This is a genomic window from Exiguobacterium sp. s161 (genome assembly GCF_018619045.1).
GTDB classification, from domain to species: domain Bacteria; phylum Bacillota; class Bacilli; order Exiguobacteriales; family Exiguobacteriaceae; genus Exiguobacterium_A; species Exiguobacterium_A indicum.
Window position 1 is genome coordinate 620,939 of sequence record NZ_JACSNH010000001.1, and the last position, 25,766, is coordinate 646,704.

At 47.0% G+C, this 25,766-nt stretch carries 23 protein-coding genes; 20 read left to right on the plus strand and 3 right to left on the minus strand.

Going from position 1 to position 25,766, the window contains the following annotated elements:
- The first annotated feature begins 192 nt into the window (after positions 1 to 192).
- The 11 genes from polA (at position 193) to KNQ14_RS03025 (ending at position 13,046) form a co-directional block, all read left to right on the plus strand.
- Positions 193 to 2,790 (plus strand): DNA polymerase I, encoded by a 2,598-nt coding sequence (polA, locus tag KNQ14_RS02975; RefSeq protein WP_035396554.1) that lies wholly within the window; start codon positions 193 to 195, stop codon positions 2,788 to 2,790.
- Between the two features lie 16 nt (positions 2,791 to 2,806).
- On the plus strand, positions 2,807 to 3,637 hold the full coding sequence (mutM, locus tag KNQ14_RS02980; protein WP_214859600.1) for a DNA-formamidopyrimidine glycosylase: 831 nt from the start codon (positions 2,807 to 2,809) through the stop codon (positions 3,635 to 3,637).
- The gene (gene coaE, locus KNQ14_RS02985) at positions 3,634 to 4,239 is read left to right on the plus strand and encodes a dephospho-CoA kinase (RefSeq protein ID WP_023469026.1); all 606 of its coding nucleotides are present in this window, start codon (positions 3,634 to 3,636) and stop codon (positions 4,237 to 4,239) included. The genes mutM and coaE overlap by 4 nt, the downstream gene beginning before the upstream one ends.
- 132 nt (positions 4,240 to 4,371) lie before the next feature.
- The gene (locus KNQ14_RS02990; RefSeq protein WP_058264727.1) at positions 4,372 to 5,415 is read left to right on the plus strand and encodes a glyceraldehyde-3-phosphate dehydrogenase; all 1,044 of its coding nucleotides are present in this window, start codon (positions 4,372 to 4,374) and stop codon (positions 5,413 to 5,415) included.
- Between the two features lie 258 nt (positions 5,416 to 5,673).
- On the plus strand, positions 5,674 to 6,060 hold the full coding sequence (speD, locus tag KNQ14_RS02995; RefSeq protein ID WP_023469024.1) for an adenosylmethionine decarboxylase: 387 nt from the start codon (positions 5,674 to 5,676) through the stop codon (positions 6,058 to 6,060).
- Between the two features lie 107 nt (positions 6,061 to 6,167).
- Positions 6,168 to 6,536, plus strand: coding sequence for a hypothetical protein (locus tag KNQ14_RS03000; protein ID WP_023469023.1), 369 nt, complete (start codon positions 6,168 to 6,170; stop codon positions 6,534 to 6,536).
- Positions 6,537 to 6,549: 13 nt separating this feature from the next.
- Positions 6,550 to 7,026 (plus strand): transcriptional regulator NrdR, encoded by a 477-nt coding sequence (gene nrdR, locus KNQ14_RS03005; protein WP_023469022.1) that lies wholly within the window; start codon positions 6,550 to 6,552, stop codon positions 7,024 to 7,026.
- 72 nt (positions 7,027 to 7,098) lie between these two features.
- Positions 7,099 to 8,460 (plus strand): replication initiation and membrane attachment family protein, encoded by a 1,362-nt coding sequence (locus tag KNQ14_RS03010; RefSeq protein WP_023469021.1) that lies wholly within the window; start codon positions 7,099 to 7,101, stop codon positions 8,458 to 8,460.
- A gap of 12 nt (positions 8,461 to 8,472) precedes the next feature.
- Positions 8,473 to 9,390: a primosomal protein DnaI gene (gene dnaI / locus KNQ14_RS03015; RefSeq protein WP_023469020.1), complete on the plus strand. Its 918-nt coding sequence runs from the start codon at positions 8,473 to 8,475 to the stop codon at positions 9,388 to 9,390.
- 311 nt (positions 9,391 to 9,701) lie between these two features.
- Positions 9,702 to 11,642, plus strand: a complete 1,941-nt coding sequence (gene thrS, locus KNQ14_RS03020; protein ID WP_035396562.1) for a threonine--tRNA ligase — start codon at positions 9,702 to 9,704, stop codon at positions 11,640 to 11,642.
- 192 nt (positions 11,643 to 11,834) lie between these two features.
- Positions 11,835 to 13,046, plus strand: a complete 1,212-nt coding sequence (locus KNQ14_RS03025) for a glycoside hydrolase family protein (RefSeq protein ID WP_023469018.1) — start codon at positions 11,835 to 11,837, stop codon at positions 13,044 to 13,046.
- A 47-nt stretch (positions 13,047 to 13,093) separates the two neighbouring features.
- On the opposite strand, the gene KNQ14_RS03030 is transcribed toward KNQ14_RS03025, so the two are convergent.
- Positions 13,094 to 14,563, minus strand: a complete 1,470-nt coding sequence (locus KNQ14_RS03030; RefSeq protein WP_023469017.1) for a catalase — start codon at positions 14,561 to 14,563, stop codon at positions 13,094 to 13,096.
- A gap of 434 nt (positions 14,564 to 14,997) precedes the next feature.
- On the opposite strand from KNQ14_RS03030, the gene infC reads away from it, so the two are divergent.
- The 8 genes from infC to pheT all read left to right on the plus strand — a co-directional run bounded on the left by infC (position 14,998) and on the right by pheT (position 22,343).
- The gene (gene infC, locus KNQ14_RS03035; protein WP_029342318.1) at positions 14,998 to 15,528 is read left to right on the plus strand and encodes a translation initiation factor IF-3; all 531 of its coding nucleotides are present in this window, start codon (positions 14,998 to 15,000) and stop codon (positions 15,526 to 15,528) included.
- Between the two features lie 27 nt (positions 15,529 to 15,555).
- The gene (gene rpmI, locus KNQ14_RS03040; RefSeq protein ID WP_023469015.1) at positions 15,556 to 15,750 is read left to right on the plus strand and encodes a 50S ribosomal protein L35; all 195 of its coding nucleotides are present in this window, start codon (positions 15,556 to 15,558) and stop codon (positions 15,748 to 15,750) included.
- A gap of 37 nt (positions 15,751 to 15,787) precedes the next feature.
- The gene (gene rplT, locus KNQ14_RS03045) at positions 15,788 to 16,147 is read left to right on the plus strand and encodes a 50S ribosomal protein L20 (protein ID WP_012371057.1); all 360 of its coding nucleotides are present in this window, start codon (positions 15,788 to 15,790) and stop codon (positions 16,145 to 16,147) included.
- A 118-nt stretch (positions 16,148 to 16,265) separates the two neighbouring features.
- Entirely contained in the window at positions 16,266 to 16,748 is a 483-nt protein-coding gene (locus KNQ14_RS03050) for a dUTP diphosphatase (protein WP_023469014.1), read from the plus strand.
- Between the two features lie 12 nt (positions 16,749 to 16,760).
- A complete protein-coding gene (locus KNQ14_RS03055) occupies positions 16,761 to 17,843 on the plus strand; it encodes a M42 family metallopeptidase (protein ID WP_023469013.1) in 1,083 nt (360 codons plus the stop codon).
- The gene (locus KNQ14_RS03060; protein WP_369792088.1) at positions 17,818 to 18,603 is read left to right on the plus strand and encodes a TrmH family RNA methyltransferase; all 786 of its coding nucleotides are present in this window, start codon (positions 17,818 to 17,820) and stop codon (positions 18,601 to 18,603) included. Before KNQ14_RS03055 ends, KNQ14_RS03060 begins: the two co-directional genes overlap by 26 nt.
- A 308-nt stretch (positions 18,604 to 18,911) precedes the next feature.
- On the plus strand, positions 18,912 to 19,934 hold the full coding sequence (gene pheS / locus KNQ14_RS03065; RefSeq protein WP_214746565.1) for a phenylalanine--tRNA ligase subunit alpha: 1,023 nt from the start codon (positions 18,912 to 18,914) through the stop codon (positions 19,932 to 19,934).
- A 12-nt stretch (positions 19,935 to 19,946) separates the two neighbouring features.
- The gene (gene pheT, locus KNQ14_RS03070; protein ID WP_214859607.1) at positions 19,947 to 22,343 is read left to right on the plus strand and encodes a phenylalanine--tRNA ligase subunit beta; all 2,397 of its coding nucleotides are present in this window, start codon (positions 19,947 to 19,949) and stop codon (positions 22,341 to 22,343) included.
- Between the two features lie 64 nt (positions 22,344 to 22,407).
- On the opposite strand, the gene KNQ14_RS03075 is transcribed toward pheT, so the two are convergent.
- Both KNQ14_RS03075 and KNQ14_RS03080 read right to left on the minus strand, forming a co-directional pair.
- Positions 22,408 to 23,595, minus strand: a complete 1,188-nt coding sequence (locus tag KNQ14_RS03075) for an MFS transporter (RefSeq protein WP_214859608.1) — start codon at positions 23,593 to 23,595, stop codon at positions 22,408 to 22,410.
- Complete coding sequence (locus KNQ14_RS03080) at positions 23,592 to 24,020, minus strand: MarR family winged helix-turn-helix transcriptional regulator (RefSeq protein WP_023469008.1); 429 nt, start codon at positions 24,018 to 24,020, stop codon at positions 23,592 to 23,594. The genes KNQ14_RS03075 and KNQ14_RS03080 overlap by 4 nt, the downstream gene beginning before the upstream one ends.
- Before the next feature lie 257 nt (positions 24,021 to 24,277).
- Here KNQ14_RS03080 and KNQ14_RS03085 point away from each other — a divergent pair, with 257 nt between their 5' ends.
- A complete protein-coding gene (locus KNQ14_RS03085; protein WP_214859609.1) occupies positions 24,278 to 25,744 on the plus strand; it encodes a UDP-N-acetylmuramoyl-L-alanyl-D-glutamate--2,6-diaminopimelate ligase in 1,467 nt (488 codons plus the stop codon).
- Positions 25,745 to 25,766: the final 22 nt, after the last annotated feature.

A 25,766-nucleotide genomic window follows, 5' to 3' on the forward strand; every position in this document is an offset into this window, starting at 1 on the left:
TTCCTTAATAGATGTATCTTATGATGAAAGTACCTTCTTCATCATCTGTATGGCGACTGGATCAGCTCCCATGTCGTCATGCCCTTGGCGGTTGACTCTCCGTGAGTCAATCGTCTTTTTTTGGTCATTTTTAGCGAACAAATGTGTGTAGAGTGATACAATAGGAACAGAAAATCGATTAAAGGGGCGTAGATGATGGAAAATAAATTGCTATTGATTGATGGGAACTCGTTGACCTATCGGGCGTTTTTCGCCTTACCACCAATGACGGATGCGCAAGGACGAAATACGAACGCAGCTTATGGCTTTACGATGATGTTATTGAAGTTGCTCGAGGAAGAACAACCGACACATATGCTCGTTGCCTTCGATGCTTCGAGTGAAACGTTCCGTCATGATGTCTATCAGGAGTATAAGGGAAGTCGGGAAAAGACACCGTCCGAACTACGTGAGCAATTCCCGATCGTCCGGGATATCTGTGAAGCGCTCGGTATTCAAATGATGGAACTCCATCGCTATGAGGCAGATGATTTGATTGGTACGCTCGCACGAACGATGTCGACGGATCGGACGCGGATCGTCACAGGTGATAAAGATTTACTTCAACTTGTCACAGATAAGGTCGAAGTCTTGATCACGAAGCGTGGGATCACGGACGTCCAGTGCATGACGGAGGAACTGTTCGCTGAGACGTATGGTGGTCTAAAGCCGATTCAAATGATTGACCTGAAGGGGTTAATGGGGGATAAGTCGGATAACATTCCAGGGATTCCTGGGATTGGTGAAAAGACGGCGGTAAAATTGATTTCGGCATACGGTTCTGTCGAAGGACTGTATGAACATGTTGAAGACTTAAAAGGGAAGCAGAAGGAAAAAGTCATCGCGAACGAAGAACTCGCACGACTATCGAAAGAACTTGCGACGATTAAAGTTGATGTCCCGCTCGAGACGACGCTAGAGGATTTGCAAATTCGCGACGTTGATACCCAAGTGCCGTATTCGTTGTTCCAGTCGCTTGGCTTCAAGTCGTTGACGAATCGATTTGCTCCTGTCGTCAAAGAAGAGGATAAAGAGCAGTTGAACGTCGTGACGATCACTTCACTTCCTGAAGACGTCACCGATGCGGTGTTGCTTGCTGAACAGCTACGAGAGGATTACATGGAAGAAGACATCATCGGGTTTGCGATCGCGACGCCTGACACGATCTATGTTGCTGCTCCAACGCTCGTCGAGGATCCGGCATTCCGCCAATGGATCGAGTCGGAACATCGGAAGATTTGTCTCGATGCCAAACAAGTCGCATTCGCGTTGCGTAAGCATGGCTTAACCTTAAACGGTTATGAGGATTTGTTATTAGCGGGTTACTTATTGAATTTAAGTGGCGGCACGACGCTCGCTTCAATTGCTGGTCATTATGCATTGATGGCACCGAACGAAGAAGCGGTCCTCGGTAAGGGAGCGAAACGTCTAGCCCCAGCGGATGACGTATTACACCCTTATCTTGCAGAGAAGGCACGGATGATCGAATTATTGTTCCCGAAAGTCCGGGAAGAGTTGAAGGCGAATCAGCAATATGAGCTGTATGAAACACTAGAGCGTCCATTGTCAGGTGTCCTCGCTGAGATGGAGTGGACCGGGATTCGTGTCGACGTCGCGACCCTCCAATCGATGCAAGCAGATCTTGCCGGACGTTTAACGGAACTTGAGACGTTGGTCTTTGAAGCGGCAGGTGAGTCGTTCAATATCAATTCACCGAAACAACTTGGTGTGATTCTGTTTGAAAAACTCGAACTGCCCGCCTTCAAGAAAACAAAGACCGGCTATTCGACTGCCGCGGACGTCCTTGAAAAACTGCGTCCGTTGCATCCGGTCATCGATCACATCATGTTATACCGGGAGCTCCAAAAATTACAGTCGACGTATGTCGAAGGCTTACAAAAAGTCATCAAGGAAGACGGAAAGATTCATACCCGTTTTGCTCAGACGATTGCCCAGACAGGCCGTTTAAGTTCGGTCAATCCGAACCTTCAGAATATCCCGATTCGGATTGAAGAAGGACGGAAGATTCGAAAAGCCTTCGTTCCAAGTGAAGCAGGCTGGTCACTGTACGCTGCCGATTATTCACAAATCGAATTACGTGTCATGGCCGATATGTCGCAGGATCAGACGCTTGTCGATGCGTTCTTACATGATGAGGACATCCATACCCAAACGGCAAGTAGTGTCTTTGGTGTTGAACCGGAGGATGTCACAGGAAACATGCGTCGTCAGGCGAAAGCCGTCAACTTCGGCATTATTTATGGAATCAGCGATTATGGACTGTCACAAAATTTGAACATCACGCGGAAGGAAGCACAATCGTTCATCGATCGTTATTTCGAGCTGTTCCCGCAAATCAAACAGTTCATGGATACGGCGATCGAGACGGCACGAGCGAATGGATTCGTCGAAACGTTGATGAACCGCCGCCGTAATATTCCGGATATCAATTCGAAAAACTTCAACTTACGCGGTTTTGCGGAACGTACGGCGATCAATACGCCGATTCAAGGTTCGGCTGCGGATATCATTAAAAAAGCGATGCTTGATGTTCATGCTGCCTTACAGGCATCTGATCTGAAAGCGCGTTTGTTATTACAAGTACACGATGAGTTGATTTTTGAAGCACCAGACGAGGAACTCGATGCGCTACAAGCGCTTGTCAAACAAGCGATGGAGCAGACCGTCGAATTATCCGTACCGCTACGCGTCGATGGGGGCGCAGGACATACGTGGTACGAAACGAAGTAAGCAAGGAGGAATAGACGTGCCTGAATTACCTGAAGTCGAGACCGTTCGCCGCAGTTTAGAACGTTCGGTCTCTGGAAAAACAGTCTCTTCCGTCAAAGTCTACCACCCGAAAATGATTCGGGGGATGGAAGTGGCACCATTTGCAGATGCCTTACATCAAGAACGGATCGAACGCGTCGAACGTCGCGGTAAGTTCCTACTCTTTGATTTTGATCGTTTTTATCTCGTCAGCCATTTGCGGATGGAAGGGAAGTACTTCCCGTATCCACAACCGGTCGAGCGGGATAAACATACTCATGTCGTCTTCCGTTTCACGGATGGTTCGGAGCTGCATTACAATGACGTCCGGAAGTTCGGAACGATGGAATTACGTGATAAGGAAACAGCGATGCAGACTGCTCCACTGGCACAGCTGGAGCGTGAACCATTTGATCCAGAGTTCACAGCAGAAGTGTTAGCGGAGAATTTAATTCGTAAAAAAAGAAGTCCAATCAAAACGGCATTGCTCGACCAATCGGTCTTCCTTGGTCTCGGTAACATCTATGTCGATGAGACCCTTCATGCGGCACGTGTCCATCCGTTGACGAAGGCTGGTGCCTTGACGCTTGATGATATCTCACGCATCCATCAAGCCGGTGTCGACGTCTTACGACAAGCGGTAGAAGCAGGGGGAAGTACGATCCGAAGTTATGTCTCACCTTCCGGAAAAGGTGAGTTCCAGCTTCAACTCGCGGTATACGGTCAAAAGGGCGAACCATGTCCCCGTTGCGGCACTGCCATTGAAAAAATCAAAGTCGGCGGACGAGGAACACACTTCTGTCCGACGTGCCAACAGGTCGCCTTATGAGGGTAGGTCTGACGGGTAGTATCGCTACCGGTAAAAGTACGGTCTCTAGCTATCTGAAGCAAAAAGGAATAGCCGTCATCGATGCGGATCTTGTTGCGCGAGAAGTCATTGAACCAGGAGGGCGAGCCTATGATGGGGTCAAGATGGCCTTCCCGGAAGCATTCGAAGAAGGACGTCTCGTTCGTCCAAAACTCGGACAAATCATTTTTCAGGATAGCGAAAAACGACAACAGCTGAATCAGTTGATGCACCCAAGTATTCGACAACAGATGCTTGATGAAGCAGATGCCTATGAACGTTCAGGACATTCGCTCGTCGTATTTGATATTCCGTTATTACTTGAAGGCGATTGGCGGACGCTGTTCGACCGTGTCGTCGTCGTTTATTGTCCGGAAAACATGCAGTTAAGACGATTGATGCAACGTAATGATCTATCGGAAGAAGAAGCATATGCACGTATTCATTCGCAACTTAGCATTGAACAGAAAAAAGAGCTTGCGGATGATGTGTTCTTCAATGATGGGAGTCTTGATTCGTTATATCAACAAATCGATAAATGGTTAGTATTATATGACACCGATAAGCATGAGAGTGGTACATGAAAAGTGTGAAGTGAGAGAAGTTTCCATCTTCTCTCACTTTTTTTAGAGAACATAATGAAATCGCTTACATTTCATGATATAGTTCTATCTGTAAACGGAGCTACATCCGTCACATTGAAGGGGGATCCGCACATGGGAGTCAAGGTGGCAGTCAATGGTTTTGGTCGAATTGGTCGAATGGTCTTTCGACGTCTGATCGCTGAGGGGAAAAGCGAAGTCGTAGCAATCAATGCAAGTTATCCAGTCGAAACACTCGCACATTTAATCAAGTACGACACGGTACATGGAAAATTCAATTATTCGGTCGACATCATCGATGGGGCGTTGATGGTTGACGGAAGACAAATTCAAATCGTCAGTGAACGCAATCCTGAACTATTGCCGTGGGGGGAACTCGGCATCGATATCGTCGTCGAAGCGACAGGAAAGTTCAACTCAGATACGGGTGCTGCGAAGCATTTAGTGGCAGGCGCAAAAAAGGTCGTCATCACGGCACCTGCTAAAGGGGATGTCCGGACGATCGTCATGGGTGTCAATGACGACATGTATGATCATGAAACAGATGCTATCGTCTCGAACGCATCGTGTACGACGAACTGTCTCGCACCTGTCGTGCAAGTCATCGATCGGGCATTCGGAATCGAATCGGGTCTCGTGACGACGGTTCACGCGTTTACGAACGATCAAAATAATATTGATAATCCACATAAGGATTTACGACGCGCCCGTGCATGTGGCTCATCCATCATTCCAACATCGACAGGTGCGGCAAAGGCGATTTCTCTCGTCTTGCCACACTTGGAAGGAAAATTGAATGGACTCGCGCTTCGTGTTCCGACACCAAACGTCTCACTCGTCGATCTCGTCGTCGAAGTCAGTCGCGATACGACGGTTGCCGAAGTGAACGAAGCGTTCACGAAAGCAGCGGACGGTGCGCTTGAAGGCATTCTCGGAATGACGATGGAACCGCTCGTTTCGATCGACTTCAACGGAGAAGAGCGTTCGACGGTCGTCGATGGACTCTCGACGATGGTCATGGGTGGTCGTCAGGTGAAGGTCCTCGCTTGGTACGATAATGAGTGGGGTTACTCCTGCCGCGTCGTCGACCTCGTACACCTTGTTTCGGCGCACTTAGAGGCGATGGGAACGGTTGAAAAAGAACTTGAATTGAATTAATGACAACGGGCAGATCCCAGTAACGACGGGACCTGTCCCGTTTTTTTTCTAGAAATGTATTAATTTTTGAAATTTATCCTTGTGTATCTTTTTGATACTCGCTATAATTCAAATCGTGAACTTCAATCGGTCTGGCAATCGCAGCTTAAAGGGTTAGGACCTCTCTGGACTAACTTTCCCCCGTGGGTGCGAACGACTCAGGCGCAAAGTAAGTGATCAACTACTTTGAAGACCATTGAATGTAGGGGGGATCCACAAATGGATACTATGGGAAGACACATTATTGCAGAACTTTGGGATTGTAATCCTGAAAAATTGAACGACATGGAATTCGTTGAACGACTTTTCGTTGACGCAGCACTTCAAGCAGGTGCAGAAGTACGAGAAGTAGCATTCCACAAGTTTGCACCACACGGCGTCAGTGGCGTCGTCATTATCTCTGAATCGCACTTGACGATTCACAGTTTCCCAGAGCACGGGTATGCATCGGTTGATGTCTTTACTTGTGGGGATCGGATCGATCCAGCCATCGCAGCGAACTACATTGCTGAAAAGCTCGATGCGAAAATCCGTGAAAATGTCGAAATTCCACGTGGTATGGGACCAGTTCAAGTTCCAGCGGCTACTGTCCAGCACGTCAACTGACAACACACACGAATTCGTCAAGCCCTCGTCGTTCAGACGAGGGCTTTTTAATATGTCTGACGTCTGTTATTCTTAATAGTAGAAGAAACAAAGAAAAGAGGATGACCATGGGACTGAAGGAACGCTTGCAAAAACAGCTAGAGACATCCGATACACATAAAAACGAAAATTTACGCACACACTACTATGCGGCAACAGTCGAGATGTTGTTTGCTGGTTTAGAAAATATCTTAAAGCAAGAAGGCGGGACAGTTCGTCGTGTTGACGCGGAACGTGGAGAACTCGCTTTTACATTAAAAGAAGTCGACGGACTCGCGACCGTCATTATGGTGGCGGGCGGACGTACGGCCGTCGATCTATTCTTACATCGTGAAAGTCTTCTCGGACCTGATCTCGAAAAACACATCGAGCGAATCTATGCATCACTTGATGCGGGATATCGATTAAAAATGATTGGAACAAAAGAAATCACGTGAACGGAGGTACGGCATGCGCTGTCCAGCCTGTAATTTTAACGGAACAAAAGTACTGGACTCAAGACCGGTCCAGGATTTCGGTTCGATTCGGAGGAGACGTGAATGTGAGTCTTGCGGCTATCGCTTTACGACTTTCGAAATGGTCGAACAGACCCCTTTAATCATCGTAAAGAAAGACGGAACGCGCGACGAGTTTAATCGTGATAAAATTTTGAGGGGACTAGTGCGTGCCTGTGAAAAACGACCGATTTCGATTGAACAGCTAGAAACAGTCGTCAGTCGGGTCGAAAAGGCATTGCGGGCGACGGCTCAGCATGAGATTCCAAGTGAGCAGGTCGGACGTCTCGTGTTAAATGAATTAGCTTCCGTCGATGAAGTGGCATACGTCCGCTTTGCGAGTGTTTATAAACAATTCAAGGACATCAATGTCTTCTTCCAAGAGCTCTCTGAGCTGATGGAGCGACATCAAGAAAATGACCGTGAAAATTGAACGTGATATAAGAGAGGTCGTCTGTCCGGTCAGCGCACCTCTCTTTTTCTCCCTAAGGAAAGGACGAGTCAGATGGTAGAACGTGAACTTTCCGGTACCGATCTTTGCTTAGTGATGAGCAATGGTGTCGTCGACCGTGAAGCCTATCAATCTTTATATTATTTGTACCAGCCGATCATTGGTGTCAAAGCACTTGGACTCTATCAAACGTTTTGGAGCGAGATGATTCCGGGAAAAACAAAATCCCAATACATCTCCCATGCGGAACTCGGAACGCTACTCGGTTTTTCCGTCGACGAGTTCAAGGAAGAGTTATTCAAGCTAGAAGGCATCGGTTTGATCCGGACGTTCGAAGCGCGCCAAGCCGCGTATCGCTACATCTATCAAATCCGGGTGCCGCTTGCGCCGAACACTTTCTTGAATGACGGGGTGTTATCGAGTCTGCTATTCTACCGCGTCGGTGAAATTCGTTTCCGCTCCCTCCAGCATCGTTTCCGGACGGAACCGCTTCCGAAGAATATCGTTGATCGGACGGTCCGATTTGATCAAGTGTTCGATGTGAAAGCTGGTCTTGCTTCTGCGCATCAGCCGAAGGCCTATGCCAAACAGGAACGAGCAGTATATGAATTCGATTATTCGTTTGATTTAGAAGAGATGAAACGTCAAACCGATCGCTTTTTACCACGGACCTTTTACTCAAAGGCGATCGATCATCTGCTCGTGAAGCTTGCTTACGTCACGCAGTCGAATGAAGCATTGATGGCGGAGCTGTTGAATGCCCGTTTCCGTCACGAAGCATACTTGCCGATGACCGATGCTGAGAAACAAGAACGTTGCAAACAGATGATGTTGTCAGCGAAACAAAAACTCAGCCGAGAGAAAAAAGCGAAGGTCGCCTCACTCGACACGATCGAGGTCGGAGACGTCGAAGCGACGGAGACGATGGAAAGCACCCATCCGAAGCATTATGTCGCGAAGTTGCGGAAGGTCAAAGCGCTGTCAGAGCGAGATGAAGAGTTGATCCAACAATTGATCATCGATTATGAGATGTCGTCTGGGATCGTCAATGCCGCCTACTACTATGCGCTCGTCGTCAAAAAAGACAATCGCTTCAGTAAGAACTTCCTCTTATCGATCGTCGATGATTGGAAACAGAAGGGGTACGTGACAGCATCCGAGGCACTGGCGAAGACGCAGGAGCAAGATGACTTGATCGCGAAGAAGCAGGAGCAAAAACAAGAACGCGCGCGTCAGACCGTTGGTGGACGTCGGGGACGGACAAGCAATACGAACGGCGGTCCGAATCCGAAATGGTTGCAAGAAGAGAAGGCGAAACAGCAACAGTATGAAGCCTCTAAAAAAGCGAGTTTCGAAGCGGATGTTCCAGACGATGAAGAGATGGAACGAATCTTACGAGAACTGAAGGGGAACTAAAGGAGTCGGGACATGGAACATATCCAATCATCTATCGAAAAAATATTAAGTCGACCGGACGTCGCAGAATCGGTTCGAGCGATTCAACAACGGGTGTTGTCTCATCCGGGGGTCGTCATGTTCTTACGGACCCATCCGGAAATCGATCAACGAATGATCGAGCGGGGCATGCTCAAGCTGAATGAATACGCGGAACAGATGGACGGGAATCGACTGATTGAAAGTAAGGCCGTCATTGAAGGTTATCAGCCGATCCTGCATGTCGAAAAAGGACAGATTGTCGTTTCGTATGAGAAGTCACAAGCGCTCAAAGATCGAGAGGATGAACGTGCACTTGAGAAAAAATTCAAGAGCCTATTCCTTCCGGACGAAGTCCGCGATGCGAACTTCAGTGATTTCGACTTGTCGACTACGGACCGGAAGCTTGCCTTGCGCGCGGCTTCGCAGTTCCTCAATCATCTGCGCTCAAAAGAGCATGTAAAGGGATTGTATCTGCACGGTAGCTTTGGTGTCGGGAAAACGTATCTCTTGGCTGCGATCGGGAATGCACTGAAGAAAGAACGGATTGCAACGATTCTCGTCCATGCTCCTGGTTTCGTCGCTGAAGCGAAACGACGAATCCGGTCGGACTCGTTCGATACGTTCCTCGAAGGATTCCAAACGATTCCAGTCTTGCTGATTGACGATATCGGTGCAGAATCGATCAGTCCGTGGGTACGGGATGAATTGTTCGGGATCATTTTGCAATACCGCATGATGCATCGTCTGCCGACATTATTCAGCTCGAACTTATCGTATGACGAACTCGAGCTTCATTTCGGGATTACGAACGATCAAGGTGATAAGTTAAAGGCCGCACGACTAATGGAACGGATCCGGACGACGACACAACCGATCGAGTTCCTCGGTGAAAATCGACGTCGCTACTAATTTTCCTTGTCAAGGAAGCGACCGATTCGTTATACTAATGACACGTCAATAGACGATGCAACGATTGAGGATAAGAAGTATGAAATGAACCAAACTAGCGAGAGAAGAATGGTGGAAGCTTCTCATGGCATCATTCATGTCTTTACTCCCTCATAGCACGAACGGGGCTAATCCGTTTGCGCCTCACGCCCGTTAACGCGTGTTCGAGCCGAACCAGTACATGGTCCGGGAACGAGGGTGGTACCACGAGATTAAGACTCGTCCCTTTTTAGGGATGAGTCTTTTTTATTTTGTTAAAGGGGGAAACAGTCATGTCAAACATCGCACTTACATTTCCAGACGGCGCCGTAAAAGAATTCGCAGCCGGCACGACAGCTGAAGAGGTTGCGGCTTCAATCAGCCCAGGACTTCGTAAAAAAGCATTTGCTGCCAAACTAAACGGGCACGCCATCGATTACCGTCGTCCAATCGAAGAGGACGGCACAATCGAATTGATCATGCCGGATTCAGAAGAAGGGCTCGATTTGATTCGTCACTCTTCAGCTCACTTGATGGCACAAGCCATCAAACGTCTGTATCCGGATGAAACGATTCATCTTGGAATCGGACCGACGATCGAGAATGGTTTCTACTATGACATCGATATGGAACGTCGTCTGACAGAAGAAGACTTACCAGAAATCGAGAAAATGATGAATAAAATCGCCGGTGAGAACTTGCCGATCGAACGGGAAGTCGTCTCGCGTGACGAAGCACTCGCGATTTATAAAGAACTCAATGATCCGTTGAAAGTCGAATTGATCGAATCGATTCCTGCTGATCAGGATTTGACGATTTACCGTCAAGGCGAATTCTTCGATCTCTGCCGTGGACCACACGTTCCAGCAACAGCGAAGTTACAAGTCTTCAAATTGATGAGCATTGCTGGTGCTTACTGGCGGGGCGATTCAAAAAATAAAATGCTTCAACGGATTTACGGTACAGCATGGGCAACAAAAGACCAGTTGAAACAACATCTCCACTTCCTTGCTGAAGCGAAAGAGCGGGATCACCGTAAACTCGGGAAGGAACTTGGATTGTTCTTCACTTCTCAAGAAGTCGGTCAAGGACTTCCGATGTGGCTACCAAAAGGAGCAGCGATCCGTCGGACAGTCGAGCGTTATATCGTCGACAAAGAACTCGAACTTGGATATGAGCACGTCTATACACCGGTCCTCGGTTCAGTCGATCTATACAAGACATCGGGTCACTGGGATCACTATCAAGATGACATGTTCCCGAAAATGGAGATGGACAATGAAGAACTCGTTCTTCGTCCGATGAACTGTCCACACCACATGATGGTCTACAAAAACGAACCACGTTCGTACCGTGACTTACCGCTTCGTGTCGCGGAGCTTGGTGGCATGCACCGGTATGAGATGTCTGGTGCATTAACTGGACTCCAACGCGTTCGTTACATGGTCCTAAACGATGGCCATACGTTCGTCCGTCCTGACCAAATGAAAGATGAGTTCAAAGCCATCGTTCACCTCATTCAAGAAGTCTATGCTGACTTCGGAATCACGGATTACAAATTCCGTCTTTCGTACCGTGACCCAGCGGATAAAGAGAAGTACTTCGATAACGATGCAATTTGGGAAATGGCGCAACGTGAGTTAAAAGAAACAATGGATGAGCTCGAACTGGAATACTTCGAAGCAGAAGGCGAAGCTGCCTTCTACGGACCGAAGCTTGACGTTCAAGTTCGGACAGCACTTGGTAAAGATGAGACGCTTTCGACAGTCCAACTCGACTTCCTCTTACCAGAGCGATTCGAATTGACGTACAAAGGAAATGACGGACAAGATCACCGTCCGGTCGTCTTACACCGAGGTGTCGTTTCGACGATGGAACGATTCGTTGCATACTTGATCGAAGAATACAAAGGCGCGTTCCCAACATGGCTTGCACCGGTTCAGGTGAAATTGATTCCGGTTTCTAAAGTGCATGAAGACTATGCTCGTGAAATCAAAGCGATCTTGCTGAAAAAAGGAATTCGTGTCGAAACAGATTTCCGTGACGAAAAACTCGGATACCGGATTCGTGAAGCACAAGTCAACAAAGTACCAGTCATGCTCGTTTTAGGTGATAAAGAAGTCGAATCACGCGAAGTCAACATTCGTCGCTACGGCTCAAAAGACTCAAGCAATGCATCACTTGAACAATTCGTATCCGATTTAGAAACAGAAATCGCAAACCGTTCAAAATAATGGCGTATTACCGATTGTTCCGTTTTACGGGATGATCGGTTTTTTTGTATATCCTTTAAAACAAATGAAGTAGATCCGATAAACAAGAGAGTTAGTTTTGAAAAAAGAAGATGGAAATATTTATTTTTATTTGGGAAAGTATTAGAATGTAATGGGAAATGGATAAATTTGTTTTATGAGTAGAAAGGACGTATGACATTGAAACGAACACTGACAATAACACTTGCTGCCTCCCTCTTGTTCATAGGAACTTCAGCTGAACAGCCAAAAGCAGCAACAACTAAAAAGACATATCGCATCACACCAAAAACAGAAGCAATCGATCCCTTGATTCGAAAATACACGACCTACAATGCGAAAACACGAAATCATTATACGATGCGTTCTTATTTAGAAAGACTTGAAAAAGAGGGTGGGGGTACACTAGTTTTAACGAAAGGAACATATCTATCTCCACTGCGTGTCGGAATTCCATCGAATACGACGGTCATTTTAGAAGACGGAGTCATCATCAAAAAGACATCTGAAACAGGGACGTCAAAAATTAGTGCGACGACGAGTGTCTTTGATTTAGTAGCACCGTCTGTGTTACGTCTGAATAAAAAAATGTCGAAATACAACGGTACGAAAAACGCACGGATCATCGGAAAAGGAAACGCACAAATCGACTTAAACGGCTTTTCGCGAGGATCTGCCTTTGCGATTGCACACAACCAAAATTTATATATCGGTGGCATCACAGTGCGTAATCAAAAAGGATCACATGCGATGGAGTTAGACGCGACGAAAAACGCGACGATTGAAAATATGAAGTTCGTGGATGCGACAATGATAGCGAATACAGGACCAAATGAATCGATTAACTTAGATACACCGGATCCAATCACGAAAGGTTTTCCGTGGAAGTGGTCTGCTCAAGATGGTACACCAAATTCGGATATCACGATTCGAAACAATGTTTTTTCTAACATCAACGTCGCCATTGGCACACATCAATATACAGAGAATCGTTTACACACGAATATCCGGATTGAAAATAACTTGATCGAAAAGACGAAGGACTATGCCATTTCGATGATGAACTGGAAAAATCCGACCGTCATCAACAATACGATTCGAGATGTACACCGGGCAGACGGAAAAGCAATGACGATTTTAGGGCGAGGCATCATCGGTGGGACGATTCGCTATAATACATTCGAAAACGCCGATCGTGCGATTCAAATGCAACCGTTTCAAAGCGATGGATATGCACCAATTTATAACTCATTTACGGAAACAGAAAAACAGTACATGCAACAAAATACTGCCAAAGATGTTCAATTAAATAGAATCGTCTTATTTACGAAACTAAACGAATATACGTATGCAACAGCTGAACGATATGACTTTGTTCCGTACTAAACCAAGCAAAAGCACCCAAGACTAGCGTCGAGGGTGCTTGTTTTACGTTATGAACGCATTTGTTGCAAGAACGGTTCGATATCGACTTGAAGCGCTTCTGATAGTTTCTGACCGAGTGAAGCATCAGCACGGTAGAAGTTACAGATTGCGAGCAAGACTGTGTTCTCATGGCGAACCTGCTCGAGATCATTGACGAGGTTCTTCAGAAGAGCTGCTTGCTCGTCTTCTGTCAGACGACGGTATACTTCGCCGGCTTGACCGAAGTTGTTCGTCTTCTCGATTTCGAGACGACCGTGTTTATCATCAAGTAACGGCTGGTTTTCTTCCGTATACTCTGGTGTTTCTTTTGGTTCTTCTTGATATCGGTTTGGTTCGTAGTTCACCGGACTCGTTTGCTGACCAACTGGCATTGCACCATCACGTTGGTAATTGTTCACTTGTGCGAACGGACAGTTAATCGGAAGTTGTTGGTAGTTCGTTCCGATACGGTAGCGTTGTGTGTCTGAGTAAGAGAATAGACGACCTTGTAACAACTTATCTTCAGATGGTAACATCCCTGGAATCAAGACACCTGGGTTGAATCCGACAGATTCTGTTTCAGCGAAGTAGTTATCGACGTTTTTGTTCAGTGTCATCGTACCAACGTGTTGGAACGGGATGACATCTTCAAACCAATCCTTTGTTGCGTCGAGCGGATCGAAATCGAACTGATCGACGTCAGCCGGATCGAGCACCTGTACGAACAGATCCCATTCCGGATAATCTCCGTCTTCAATCGCTTGGAACGTATCGTTTGAAGCGTGGTTGAAGTCTTTTCCTTGAATCTCTGTCGCTTCTTCTGCTGAGAGATTATGAATGCCAGCTTTCGGTACCCAGCGTAGTTTGACGTAAACCGTATTGCCATGAGCGTTCACCCATTTGAATGAATGGACGGAAGAACCACGCATTTTACGGTAACTTGCAGGAATCCCTTCATCCGTAAAGAGATGCATGAGCATGTTCGTCGATTCCGGACGAAGTGTCATGAAGTCCCAGTAACGGTCGGGATCTTGAATATTCGTGCGTGGATCTGGTTTAAGTGAATGGACCATATCCGGGAACTTCATAGCGTCACGAATGAAGAAGACAGGAAGGTTGTTCCCGACGAAATCCCAGTTTCCTTCTTCTGTATAGAACTTGACAGAGAATCCACGTGGATCGCGGAGTGTCTCTGGAGAATGCGTGCCGTGAATAACAGTCGAGAAACGGGCGAAAACAGGAACTTCTGTCCCTTCTTCTTGTAAAAACGCAGCTTTCGTGTACTTTTTCATTGAGTTTTTGACAGTGAAGACACCGTGAGCACCGAATCCACGAGCGTGTACGACACGCTCAGGTACACGTTCCCGGTCGAAATGGGCCATCTTTTCAATTAATTGATAGTCTTCTAATAACGTTGGTCCGCGACGTCCAGCCGTACGTGAATTCTGGTTGTCTCCGATTGGTACGCCTTGATTGGTCGTTAATCGTTTTTCAGTCATCTGTTATTCTCCCCCTTATGTAAGATTAAATTGATTATAAAACAATAATCATTCTAAATAAACAATTTTGCTTGCGAATGTTCTGAATCTTTTTTTCCATGTTAAGAGTGTACCCGTGAAAAACAGGTTAGAAACTTCTTGCTTATCCGTCAAAGGATTGCTATTATAATCAAGTATGTGAGCAACGTTCTGTAAGAACATAGAAAGCGGCTTGACATCACGGGAAAACAAGTGCTATGATAGCAAAGTGAAATGACAACAAAGCAGAAGCATCCCGCTTCTCACCATGTATGACGACTCGTACTGGTTCATCATGAAGATACGCAATGTGTAGCGACTGCTATGCTTTGACGTTCCTTATGAGTGTGGGCGGGAAGAACTGCCGACGCTTTTTTTATAGCGTTTTCTATCATTCATTTTTCGTGCAATGCACGATGGAGGTGCTAACCATTAGCAAAGATCTGTTAATCAATGAAAGCATCCGTGCCCGGGAAGTTCGTCTTATCGGAGCGGATGGTGCTCAACTAGGTGTCCAATCACGCAACGAAGCGCTACGTCTCGCAGAGGAAGCGGAACTTGACCTCGTCATGGTCGCTCCACAAGCGACGCCGCCAGTTTGTAAGATCATGGACTACGGTAAATACCGTTTCGAGATGCAAAAGAAGGACAAAGAAACTCGGAAGAATCAGAAAGTGATTCAGATGAAAGAAGTTCGTCTTAGCCCGACGATCGAGGAGAACGACTTCCAAACGAAATTCCGTAATGCGAAGAAATTCTTGGAGAATGGTAACAAAGTGAAAGCGAGCATTCGTTTCCGCGGTCGTGCCATCACTCACTCGGAAATCGGTAAACGCGTTCTCGAACGCCTCGCAACGGATTTAAGTGAGTTCGGTGTTGTGGAACAGAGACCGAAGATGGAAGGACGCAGCATGTTCCTCGTGCTTGCTCCTAAGAAAGAAGACTAATCGAATCGAAGTAGGAGGGAATCTCTCATGCCTAAAATGAAATCGCACCGCGGTGCTTCTAAACGTTTCAAACGTACTGCTTCTGGCAAATTGAAACGTGGTCGTGCTTACACAAGCCACTTGTTCGGTAACAAATCAACAAAAGCGAAACGTAAATTACGTAAAGCTAGCATGGTATCTACGGGTGACTTCAAACGCATCCGTCACATGATCGCGAAGTAATTTATCCAATCGTATACAGATTTAGGAGGGAATTTATATGCCACGCGTAAAAGGCGGATATACGACTCGTCAACGTCGTAAAAAACAACTCAAATTAGCTAAGGGCTACTACGGCTCGAAACATACACTCTTCAAGGTTGCGAAACAGCAAGTCATGAAATCTCTCATGTACGCTTACCGTGACCGTCGTCAAAAGAAACGTGACTTCCGTCGCCTCTGGATCACTCGGATCAATGCGGCAGCACGTATCAACGGTCTTTCTTACAGCCGCATGATGCATGGTCTTAAATTAGCAGGTATCGACGTTAACCGTAAGATGCTCGCTGACCTCGCAGTTACAGATGCAACTGCATTTGCTTCACTTGCTGACACAGCAAAAGCAAAATTGAACGCTTAAGTTCTACAATTCGTCGGGGAATTTAATTCTCCGACGTTTTTTTCGATTTAATGATAAAATAAGAAGGCACGTCGATGAGACGGTCATATGATTTTTTTAGATAGAAGGAGAATTAAAGATGGATTGGTTGACACTTTTTGAGATGCAAGAACAGTTGGATAAACGGATTCAGTCAGAACATCAATTGACAGGCAATCAATTCGACGAGCGTCTGCTCGCCTTATTGGTCGAACTCGGTGAACTTGCGAACGAGACACGTTGCTTTAAGTTCTGGTCGAAGAAGGGACCATCCGCTCAAGTCACAATTCTTGAGGAATATGTCGATGGCGTCCATTTTCTACTCTCACTAGGTTTAGCACTTGATTACAAGAAAAGTCATTTTACAGAAGGTGACTTCTATTTGACAGCAACAGATGCTTTTTTAGACGTCTATAACAAAACGAACGTCTTTGCGATTTCGCGGACGGAACAAAGTTATGATGTTCTAATTGGTGCATACCTTGCATTAGGTGCTACACTAGGCTTTACACAGGATATGATTTTCAAGGCTTACATTTCTAAAAATGAAGCAAACCATGTGCGACAAGACAACGGTTACTAAGGAGGAAATCAGATGAACGAACAATTACATATGCTAAAACGTCTCACGGACGCAACAGGTGTACCGGGAAACGAAAAAGAAGTCCGGAACCTCATGCGTGAATATTTAGAACCTCATGCAGAAGCATTCCACCAGGATGGTCTCGGTAGCCTCTTTGCTGAACATAAAGGCGCAGGCGAAGATGCGCCACGTGTATTGATTGCGGGTCACATGGATGAAGTCGGATTCATGGTCACGAAGATTGATGAAAAAGGATTCCTTCGTTTCCAACCACTCGGCGGTTGGTGGGGTCAGGTCCTCTTGGCACAGCGTATGAATATTGTGACGTCATCTGGTGAAGTCATTCCAGGTGTAATTGGTGCAAAACCACCTCATGTTTTACCACCGGAAGCGCGCAATAAGCCAGTCGACATTAAAGACATGTTCATCGATATCGGTGCTTCATCAAAAGAAGAAGTCGACGGTTGGGGAATTCGTCCGGGTGATACGGTCGTTCCACATTGCGAATTTACTGTGATGAAAAATGAGAACTTCTTGATGGCAAAAGCGTGGGACAACCGGATTGGTTGTGCCATCGCAATCGAAGCAATCAAACGCTTAAAAGCAGACGGACATCCGAACACGATTTTCGCAGGAGCGACTGTTCAGGAAGAAGTCGGATTACGTGGGGCTCAAACCGTCGCACACCTGCTCAAACCATCAATCGCCTTTGCTGTCGATACAGGTATCCCGGGTGACACGCCAGGAATGACCGATCGTGAAGCATTGTCGAAATTAGGTGAAGGCGTTCAAGTCATCATGTTCGATGCAACGATGATCGCACATCGTGGATTGATCGATTTCGTGACGAAAGTCGCAACAGAAGAAAATATCAAGTATCAACTGGACTTAACACCAGGTGGCGGAACGGATGCAGCGAAGTTCCACTTATCGAATACAGGTGTTCCATCACTTGCATTGACTGTACCGATTCGTTACCTGCACACGAATGTCTCAATCATGCATAAAGCCGATTTCGAAGCAGCCGTCGATTTAGTCGTTGCTGTGACAAAACGTCTGGATGCGGAGACTGTCCAAGCGATCTACGAGGGGTAATAAAACAATGAAGCACATCGCATCAGCAAAGAACGAAATCGTTAAACAATGGAAAAAACTCTTAACGAAAAAAGGACGTCTGCAGACGAACCGTTTCTTAATTGAAGGAGAACACTTGATTGAAGAAGCTGTTCGCGCTGGAATCGTCAAGGAATTGATCGTGCGTGAATCGTATCAAGTACCCGGTTCTTGGAAACGAAATGCCGATGTCTTTACGATTGATGATGCCGTCATCAAAGTACTGGCTGAGACGGAAACGTCGCAAGGCATCTTCGCTGTCTGTGAGATGAAACAAGCTTCGGCACAATTAGAGCGAGGACGCTATTTGTTGCTCGATCGTCTGCAAGATCCAGGGAACGTTGGGACGATGATTCGGACAGCTGACGCAGCTGGATTCGATGGGGTCGTCGTCGGACCGGGAACAGTTGACGTCTATAACGGAAAAGTCATCCGTGCGACGCAAGGATCGCTGTTCCACCTACCGGTCATCTCCATGCCACTCGAAGAGGCAGTCAATGCCCTGCACGAACAAGGAATTGCGGTAATCGGCACGGCATTAGAAGGAGCGACGTCTTATCAAACGATCGCACCGATGGATGCACTCGGTTTAATCATCGGAAACGAAGCACAAGGCGTTGCGCCAGAATTGCTCTCTTACTGTGATGAGCGTGCTTACATCCCGATTCGTGGTAAAGCGGAGTCATTGAATGCGGCAGTAGCGGCTGGCATTTTGCTCTATCATTTTGCAAGCGTGGATTGAAACCGGTAAGCGTTCATGCTAAAGTGAACATCAGGAATACATCATGGACGTTGATGGAACAGAGTACGTTAGGGAACGATTCAATCAGGGAGAAGCGGTCGTAGACTGAAAACTGCTTCATGAATCTGCTAACCGAATTCACTCCGGAGTCGCACGAGAGATCGTGACGGGATGCGCCCGTTATCGCGCAATTGGAGGACTTTTCGATTGAAAAGTCAAACAAGGGTGGTACCACGGTGTTTACATCGTCCCTTCGGCATTTGTCGGAGGGACGTTTTTTTATATCTTCAACTAAAGGAGTGGGAAAGATGCGCGAGCAATTAGAAGCATTACGCGATGAAGCGTTGACATTAGTCGATCAGGCAACAACACAAAAAGATCTCAATGACGTCCGAGTCAAGTATCTCGGGAAAAAGGGACCAATCACAGAAGTATTACGAGGAATGGGAAAGTTATCAGCGGAAGAACGACCAGTTGTCGGTGAGATCGCAAATACGGTTCGTCAAGCGATCCAGGAGCAATTGGAACAACGTCTGACAGCTGTCAAACAACAAGAAATGGATGCGAAACTGGCAGCGGAAGCAATTGACGTCACGTTACCAGGACGTCCGAAAAAGGTCGGTCATGCGCACCTCTTGCAACAGGTGACGGATGAGATCGAAGACATCTTCGTCGGACTCGGTTATACGATTGCGGAAGGTCCAGAAGTCGAGCAAGATCTGTTCAACTTCGAGATGTTGAATTTACCGAAGGATCACCCGGCACGTGATATGCAAGACTCGTTCTACATCACGGAAGAAATTTTGATGCGAACGCATACGTCACCGGTCCAAGCACGGACGATGATCGCTTCTAAAGGTGAACCGATCCGCATTCTCTGCCCAGGTAAAGTCTATCGTCGAGACGAAGATGATGCGACGCATTCGCACCAATTCATGCAAGTCGAAGGACTCGTCGTCGGAGAATCGATTTCGATGGCAGACTTAAAAGGAACGCTTGAAGCCTTCGCGAAGCAGATGTTCGGTGAAGCACGTGAAGTCCGCTTACGCCCAAGTTTCTTCCCGTTCACGGAGCCGTCCGTCGAAGTCGACGTCTCGTGCTTCAAATGTGGCGGTAAAGGATGCAACATCTGTAAACAGACGGGATGGATTGAAATTCTGGGCGCTGGAATGGTTCATCCTCACGTGCTCGAAATGGCCGAATATGATAGCACGAAAATGTCAGGTTTCGCATTCGGGATGGGTATCGAACGGATTGCCATGTTGAAATACGGTGTCGATGATATTCGCCACTTCTATACGAATGACGTTCGCTTCAGCGAACAGTTTTAAGGGGGAACGCAGATGTTAGTCTCAAAACAATGGTTGAACGAATATGTGGATGTCAGTCATACATCAGGACAAGATTTGGCTGATTTGATTACAAAGAGCGGAATCGAAGTCGAAGGCGTAGATGTCCGGGATGAGGCGTTGAACAACATCATCGTCGGACGTGTATTAACGAAAGAAAAACATCCAGAAGCAGATAAATTGAATGTCACGACGGTCGACATCGGGCAAGACGAACCGGTCCAAATCGTGTGTGGTGCACCCAACGTCGAAGCCGGACAAGATGTCATCGTCGCACGCGTCGGAGCTCGCCTGCCAGGTATTAAAATCAAACGTGCTAAATTACGAGGTGTCGTCTCAGAAGGGATGATCTGTTCACTCGAAGAACTCGGATTCGAAAAGAAATATATCCGAGAAGATGAGCAGGACGGGATCCATACGTTCCGTGAACCAGTCACACCAGGACAAGACGTTTTGGAGTTACTCGGTCTACGTGATGAAATCCTCGAACTTGGATTAACGCCGAACCGGTCGGACTGCCTCAGCATGTATGGTGTCGCATACGAAGTGGCGGCGCTTTACGATACGACACCGACTTTCCCGGTCGTTGAAGTCAACGAAGCAGAAACTGCGACGGCAGTCGACGTGACGCTTGATTCAGAGGACTGCCCGTTCTACGCGGCACGAGAGATTCAAGGCGTCACGATTCAAGAATCACCGACTTGGTTAAAAAACCGCTTGATCGCGAACGGGATTCGTCCGATCAACAACGTCGTCGACGTTACGAACTTCGTCTTACTCGAGACAGGTCAACCGCTGCATTCGTTCGATGCTGAGAAACTCGGCAAACGGATCGTCGTGCGTCAAGCGCGCGCAGGGGAATCGTTCACGACGCTCGACGAAGTTGAACGGACGCTCGATTCTTCGATGCTCGTCATCACAGACGGTGAACGCCCGGTCGCGCTTGCTGGTGTCATGGGCGGAGCGAATACTGAAGTCGATGAAAACACGACATCGATCATTTTAGAATCAGCTTACTTCGCACCGATTTCTGTCCGGAAGACGAGCCGTGTTCTTGGGCTTCGTTCGGACTCGAGTGCCCGTTTCGAAAAAGGTGTTGATCCACGTCGTGTCTTGTTAGCACTCGATCGGGCAGCAGCTTTGATTGCTGAACTATCGGGTGGAACGGTTCAGGCTGGTGTCGCTCAAGCAGGAACGCTCGAGCTTAACGATCACTTGATTGAAGCGAGTGTCTCGTACATCAATCACCGTCTTGGTATGGAAATCGAAGGAACGGTCATGCAAACGTTACTCGAACGTCTTGGTCTCGGTGTTGAATTATCGGGTGATGCCTTGACAGTCAGCGTACCGACTCGTCGCCAAGATTTGAAAATTCCAGCTGACTTAGCGGAAGAAGTGGCACGTCTTTATGGATATGATGCCCTGACTTCAAGCTTACCGTCTGAAGCGAGCCGTGGTTTCTTACCAAAACGGAACATCCACCGTCGTCATTTACGCCGGACACTGCAGGGAGCGGGTCTTTCGCAAGCGATCACGTATTCATTGACGAGCGAACAACGCGCGATGCAATTCAATGAACGGGAAGATTTGCATCCGGTTAAACTGGCGATGCCAATCAGTGAAGCACGTTCGACACTTCGGACGTCCCTCATTCCGGGACTCCTTGAAGTCGCGCAGCATAATGTCGCACGACAGCATGCCGATGTCGCGTTTTATGAACTTGGTAGTGTTTATCTACAACGGGATGCGTCACTTGAGACACTTCCGATCGAACAAGAAATGATCGGTGGCGTCGCAGTCGGTGTGTCAGAACAACATCGTGCGCACGGAACACTCGTCAAAACGGATTTCTTCGTCATGAAAGGAATCGTCGAGACACTCGCATCTGCAGTCGGTGTCACGTTGACGTTCGAGGCAGCGAGCATTCCATCGATGCACCCAGGACGGACGGCGCGCGTTCTGCTTGACGGAGAAGTAATTGGATTCGTCGGTCAAGTGCATCCTGGTCTGTCAAAAGAACAGTATGGTCTAAAAGAAGTGTACGTCTTCGAATTAGAGGCAATGGCACTACGTTCGAAAGAAGAGCAGGTCTACTCGGAAATTTCACGTTTCCCATCAATGACACGCGACTTAGCAATCGTCGTCGAGCAATCAGTGACGGCGCAATCCATCGTCGATGTCATGACGGAAGCAGCCGGTCCACTTCTTCAGACGATCGAATTGTTCGATGTCTACACGGGTGAGAACGTCGGAGAGAATGAAAAATCATTCGCGTTCTCCCTCCGTTATCAAAACAAAGAACGGACGTTAGTCGATGAAGAAATCACGACAGCGCAACAGCGAGTCGTAGATGCAGTGAAAGAAACATTCAATGCGGAACTTCGCGCATAATCAGGATAAACAAACAGCCGCTTTCCTTTCAGAGGAAGGCGGCTGTTTTCGTTTGACGACAGATTCAAGAAGCAAGTTCTTCTGTTTCAGATGACGCAGCTTGTCGTTTCGTAAAGGTGAAATACAGTAGACCGTTTACGAGAACGATCAGACTACAGGACAAGAACATATTGGAATAGCCGATACCGTTTGCGACTGTAGCGAGAATCAAGGCACCTATTCCGAAGCCTGTGTCGTAAGCAAGGAAAAAGGTCGAGATGGCTTTCCCTTTCTGTGCAGGAGGTGCGAAATTCAAAAGGACCGTTTGAAGACCTGGGAAGATGGACGCAGAACCGATACCAATGATGACGGCAGCAGTCAATAAACCGGCAAACGAAGGATACATGCCGAGAATGACAAAGCCTATCATATAAAGAACATACGATGGTAACAACACGAATGCAGCTCCTCGCTGATCAAACAATTTTCCGGCAATCGGTCGAATCCCGACCATCCCGAGAGCGACTAATGCATAAAAATAAGAAGCATATGCGACATGTCCGATCGAGTCCGTATACAGTGAGATAAACGCTGATGTACTAGAAATCGCAACGCCTGCCAACAGAGTTGCTATCAACAAAAGCGGACGTGATAAGAAGAGGGACTGACTTAAACGAAACGCGGACGTGCTTGGAATATGTTGACTTGTCAGCGGTAGACGCATCATTAACAACAAGGCGATGACTGCTAGGGCAGCAACTGTCACGAAGTACAGAACGAATGCTTTTTCTTGAATAAAGGTTAGACCAATGACAGGACCGAGGACGGATGCCAAGTTCATCGATAGGACAAAATAGCCCATCCCTTCACCTTGACGTGTTTTTGGAATCAATGTCGTAACGGCGAGACTGATCGAAGAAGATAACATTCCGAAACTAAACCCGTGGATGATACGAATAACGATTAAATAGAAGAATGATTCCAGTGGTAGGACAAGCAAGTAGCAGAGGCTCATTAATGTAAAGAGACTTGCAGAAACCATCAAGACACGCTTTAAATCATAACGATCTAACCAGTGACCGATCAGTGGACGAGAACAGACGGTTGCCAGGATGAAACTCGTCACGATCCACCCGAGTGCTGAAGCGGAGACTGGAAACTGTTTAGCAGCGAGTAAAGGAAGTGAGGCATTAAGTAGATAAAACGTGATGAAGAGCAATAGGTTAATGATCAGCGTCATGACGTAATGACGCGAGAATAACCGAGTGGTCATGAAGATTCCTCCTGTCGATGTAGAGTAAGTAGGTGCGTCATCCACTCACCAAGCTGTTGCTGATCGGTGAGGGAGAAGGAGGCGAGTAAGCGTTGGTGGGTCTCTTGGACCGCAGCATCGATTTGGTCGAACCGTTCAATGGCTAAAGGTGTCAATGAGACAAAGTGTGTTCGTCCTTCTTTTATCCGAGTGATGAAACCAAGCGTCTCAAGACGTGAGACGGTTTTCGTCACAGCTGGTTTTTCAATGATTAAGTAATCGGCCAGTTGGACTTGTGAGACAGGTTGTAGTAATGCAACTGCTTTTATTAGTGCCCATTGACCCGTATGTAACGAGTAGGGAAGCAAGGTAGCATCAATCTCTCGTTTTACGAGACGTGAGACTTTTGATAGTTGTCCGAGTACATCTTCTTGTGTGTAAAGCATCCTATTTCTCCTTTTAGTTAACTAGTTAACTTTAAGAGTGTATCAAAGCTGATTAAGAGGTGCAAGGGAAGAAACACTCATTTCGAGCATTGAAGAGAATAATTTTCTAGCATGATAAAAGATTAAGCAGGTCTTAAAGCGGGTATCTTCCGTAAAAGAGTATTTGATTTACTTGAAACAGTGGATACGACTGTTTTTGTGATTGGTTCACTAATTCATCTTGACATAGAGAAGAGACAAGAAGGGAAGAGTACATCATGAATCGACTAGCGAAGCTTCTGAATGAACTATTACCACTCACTATAAAGGAAGCAATCAATCCACTCATTACGAATATCGCAACCGATTCGCGACAAATCACACCTGGCGGATTATTCATCTGTATCAACGGCTACACAGTTGATGGTCACGATTATATCAATCAGGCAATCGAGAACGGGGCTGTGGCGATTTTAGCTGAACGATCGTTTCCGGATTGCCCGATTCCCGTCATTACCGTGCCGGATACGAAACGACTTGCAGGTCAAGTCGCGAATCGCTTTTACGATCAACCGAGTCAAAAGATGCGTGTCTACGGTGTAACCGGAACAAACGGAAAAACGACGACGACGAAATTGGCGTATGATCTCTTTCGAGCAACAGGTGTGAAAGCCGGCATGATCAGCACGGTCGGTGCACGAATTGACGAGGAACTCATTGAGACGCCTAATACAACGCCTGAAGCCATCATCTTACATCGACTGTTATATGAAATGGTTGAAAAAGGCGTGACGGATTGCATCATTGAAGTGTCTTCTCACGCACTAGCCGAAGGTCGAGTCGAGGGAGTGTCTTTCCACTCGGCAGCATTTACGAACCTGACGCATGATCATCTGGATTACCACCATTCAATGGAGGATTACGCCAAGACGAAAGCGTTGTTGTTTCAACAAGTCGCTGCGTCAAATGGTCGGACTATCGTCTTGAATCGAGAAGATGGTTGGAGTCGCGTCATGCGAGAAGCCGCGCCTTTACAACCTGTCATCTGGTATACGACGCAACCACATCGGACGTCACAGATCGCGGTCGAATGGTTGACAGACACCGTCAATGTGCGGATCGACGAGACGACGACGCGTGTGCCGACAGCTTTACTAGGTGAATTCAATGCAGCGAATTTAGCGGCGGCGATGGGATTATTGCGGGCAGGCGATGCCAATCTCTATAATTTGATTCGTCATATTCCAGAACTGGAATTGCCGAAAGGACGACTTGAACGACTGGACTGGGCACCTTGTGAGATTTATATCGATTATGCCCATACACCGGATGGTCTAGAAAAATGTTTACAGGCACTCACTTCTTCCGGAGAATCGCTATCGGTCGTTTTAAGTGCAGCTGGAGAGCGTGATCGAACGAAACGAGCGGAGATGGGGCGGATTGCAAGCAAATATTGTGAACACATCATCGCAACGGTCCATGATGCGAGGACAGAGAATCCGGATCGAATCATCGAAGAGCTAATTGTCGATATTCCACGTGAACAGTTGGTAGGGTGTCATACATCCCGTCACGAAGCGCTCGTACAAGCAGCGCATCTGGCGCACGAAGGGAAACGCATCGTCATCGTCGGGAAAGGTCATGATGAGGTAGAACGAATCGGTACAAAAACGATTCCTTTTAATGAAAAACACATACTTCTTGCGGAATTAGAACGACTGTCTGAAGGGGAGTCCGTCATTTAAAAAAACCGACCATTCCGTTAAG

Excerpts from the sequence above, each read along its gene's own strand:
- polA (WP_035396554.1), top strand. The coding sequence starts at position 193 with ATGATGGAAAATAAATTGCTATTGATTGATGGGAACTCGTTGACCTAT.
- coaE (WP_023469026.1), top strand. The coding sequence starts at position 3,634 with ATGAGGGTAGGTCTGACGGGTAGTATCGCTACCGGTAAAAGTACGGTC.
- KNQ14_RS02990 (WP_058264727.1), top strand. The coding sequence starts at position 4,372 with ATGGGAGTCAAGGTGGCAGTCAATGGTTTTGGTCGAATTGGTCGAATG.
- speD (WP_023469024.1), top strand. The coding sequence starts at position 5,674 with ATGGATACTATGGGAAGACACATTATTGCAGAACTTTGGGATTGTAAT.
- KNQ14_RS03000 (WP_023469023.1), top strand. The coding sequence starts at position 6,168 with ATGGGACTGAAGGAACGCTTGCAAAAACAGCTAGAGACATCCGATACA.
- nrdR (WP_023469022.1), top strand. The coding sequence starts at position 6,550 with ATGCGCTGTCCAGCCTGTAATTTTAACGGAACAAAAGTACTGGACTCA.
- KNQ14_RS03010 (WP_023469021.1), top strand. The coding sequence starts at position 7,099 with ATGGTAGAACGTGAACTTTCCGGTACCGATCTTTGCTTAGTGATGAGC.
- dnaI (WP_023469020.1), top strand. The coding sequence starts at position 8,473 with ATGGAACATATCCAATCATCTATCGAAAAAATATTAAGTCGACCGGAC.
- thrS (WP_035396562.1), top strand. The coding sequence starts at position 9,702 with ATGTCAAACATCGCACTTACATTTCCAGACGGCGCCGTAAAAGAATTC.
- KNQ14_RS03025 (WP_023469018.1), top strand. The coding sequence starts at position 11,835 with ATGACATTGAAACGAACACTGACAATAACACTTGCTGCCTCCCTCTTG.
- KNQ14_RS03030 (WP_023469017.1), bottom strand. The coding sequence starts at position 14,563 with ATGACTGAAAAACGATTAACGACCAATCAAGGCGTACCAATCGGAGAC.
- infC (WP_029342318.1), top strand. The coding sequence starts at position 14,998 with ATGGAGGTGCTAACCATTAGCAAAGATCTGTTAATCAATGAAAGCATC.
- rpmI (WP_023469015.1), top strand. The coding sequence starts at position 15,556 with ATGCCTAAAATGAAATCGCACCGCGGTGCTTCTAAACGTTTCAAACGT.
- rplT (WP_012371057.1), top strand. The coding sequence starts at position 15,788 with ATGCCACGCGTAAAAGGCGGATATACGACTCGTCAACGTCGTAAAAAA.
- KNQ14_RS03050 (WP_023469014.1), top strand. The coding sequence starts at position 16,266 with ATGGATTGGTTGACACTTTTTGAGATGCAAGAACAGTTGGATAAACGG.
- KNQ14_RS03055 (WP_023469013.1), top strand. The coding sequence starts at position 16,761 with ATGAACGAACAATTACATATGCTAAAACGTCTCACGGACGCAACAGGT.
- pheS (WP_214746565.1), top strand. The coding sequence starts at position 18,912 with ATGCGCGAGCAATTAGAAGCATTACGCGATGAAGCGTTGACATTAGTC.
- pheT (WP_214859607.1), top strand. The coding sequence starts at position 19,947 with ATGTTAGTCTCAAAACAATGGTTGAACGAATATGTGGATGTCAGTCAT.
- KNQ14_RS03075 (WP_214859608.1), bottom strand. The coding sequence starts at position 23,595 with ATGACCACTCGGTTATTCTCGCGTCATTACGTCATGACGCTGATCATT.
- KNQ14_RS03080 (WP_023469008.1), bottom strand. The coding sequence starts at position 24,020 with ATGCTTTACACACAAGAAGATGTACTCGGACAACTATCAAAAGTCTCA.
- KNQ14_RS03085 (WP_214859609.1), top strand. The coding sequence starts at position 24,278 with ATGAATCGACTAGCGAAGCTTCTGAATGAACTATTACCACTCACTATA.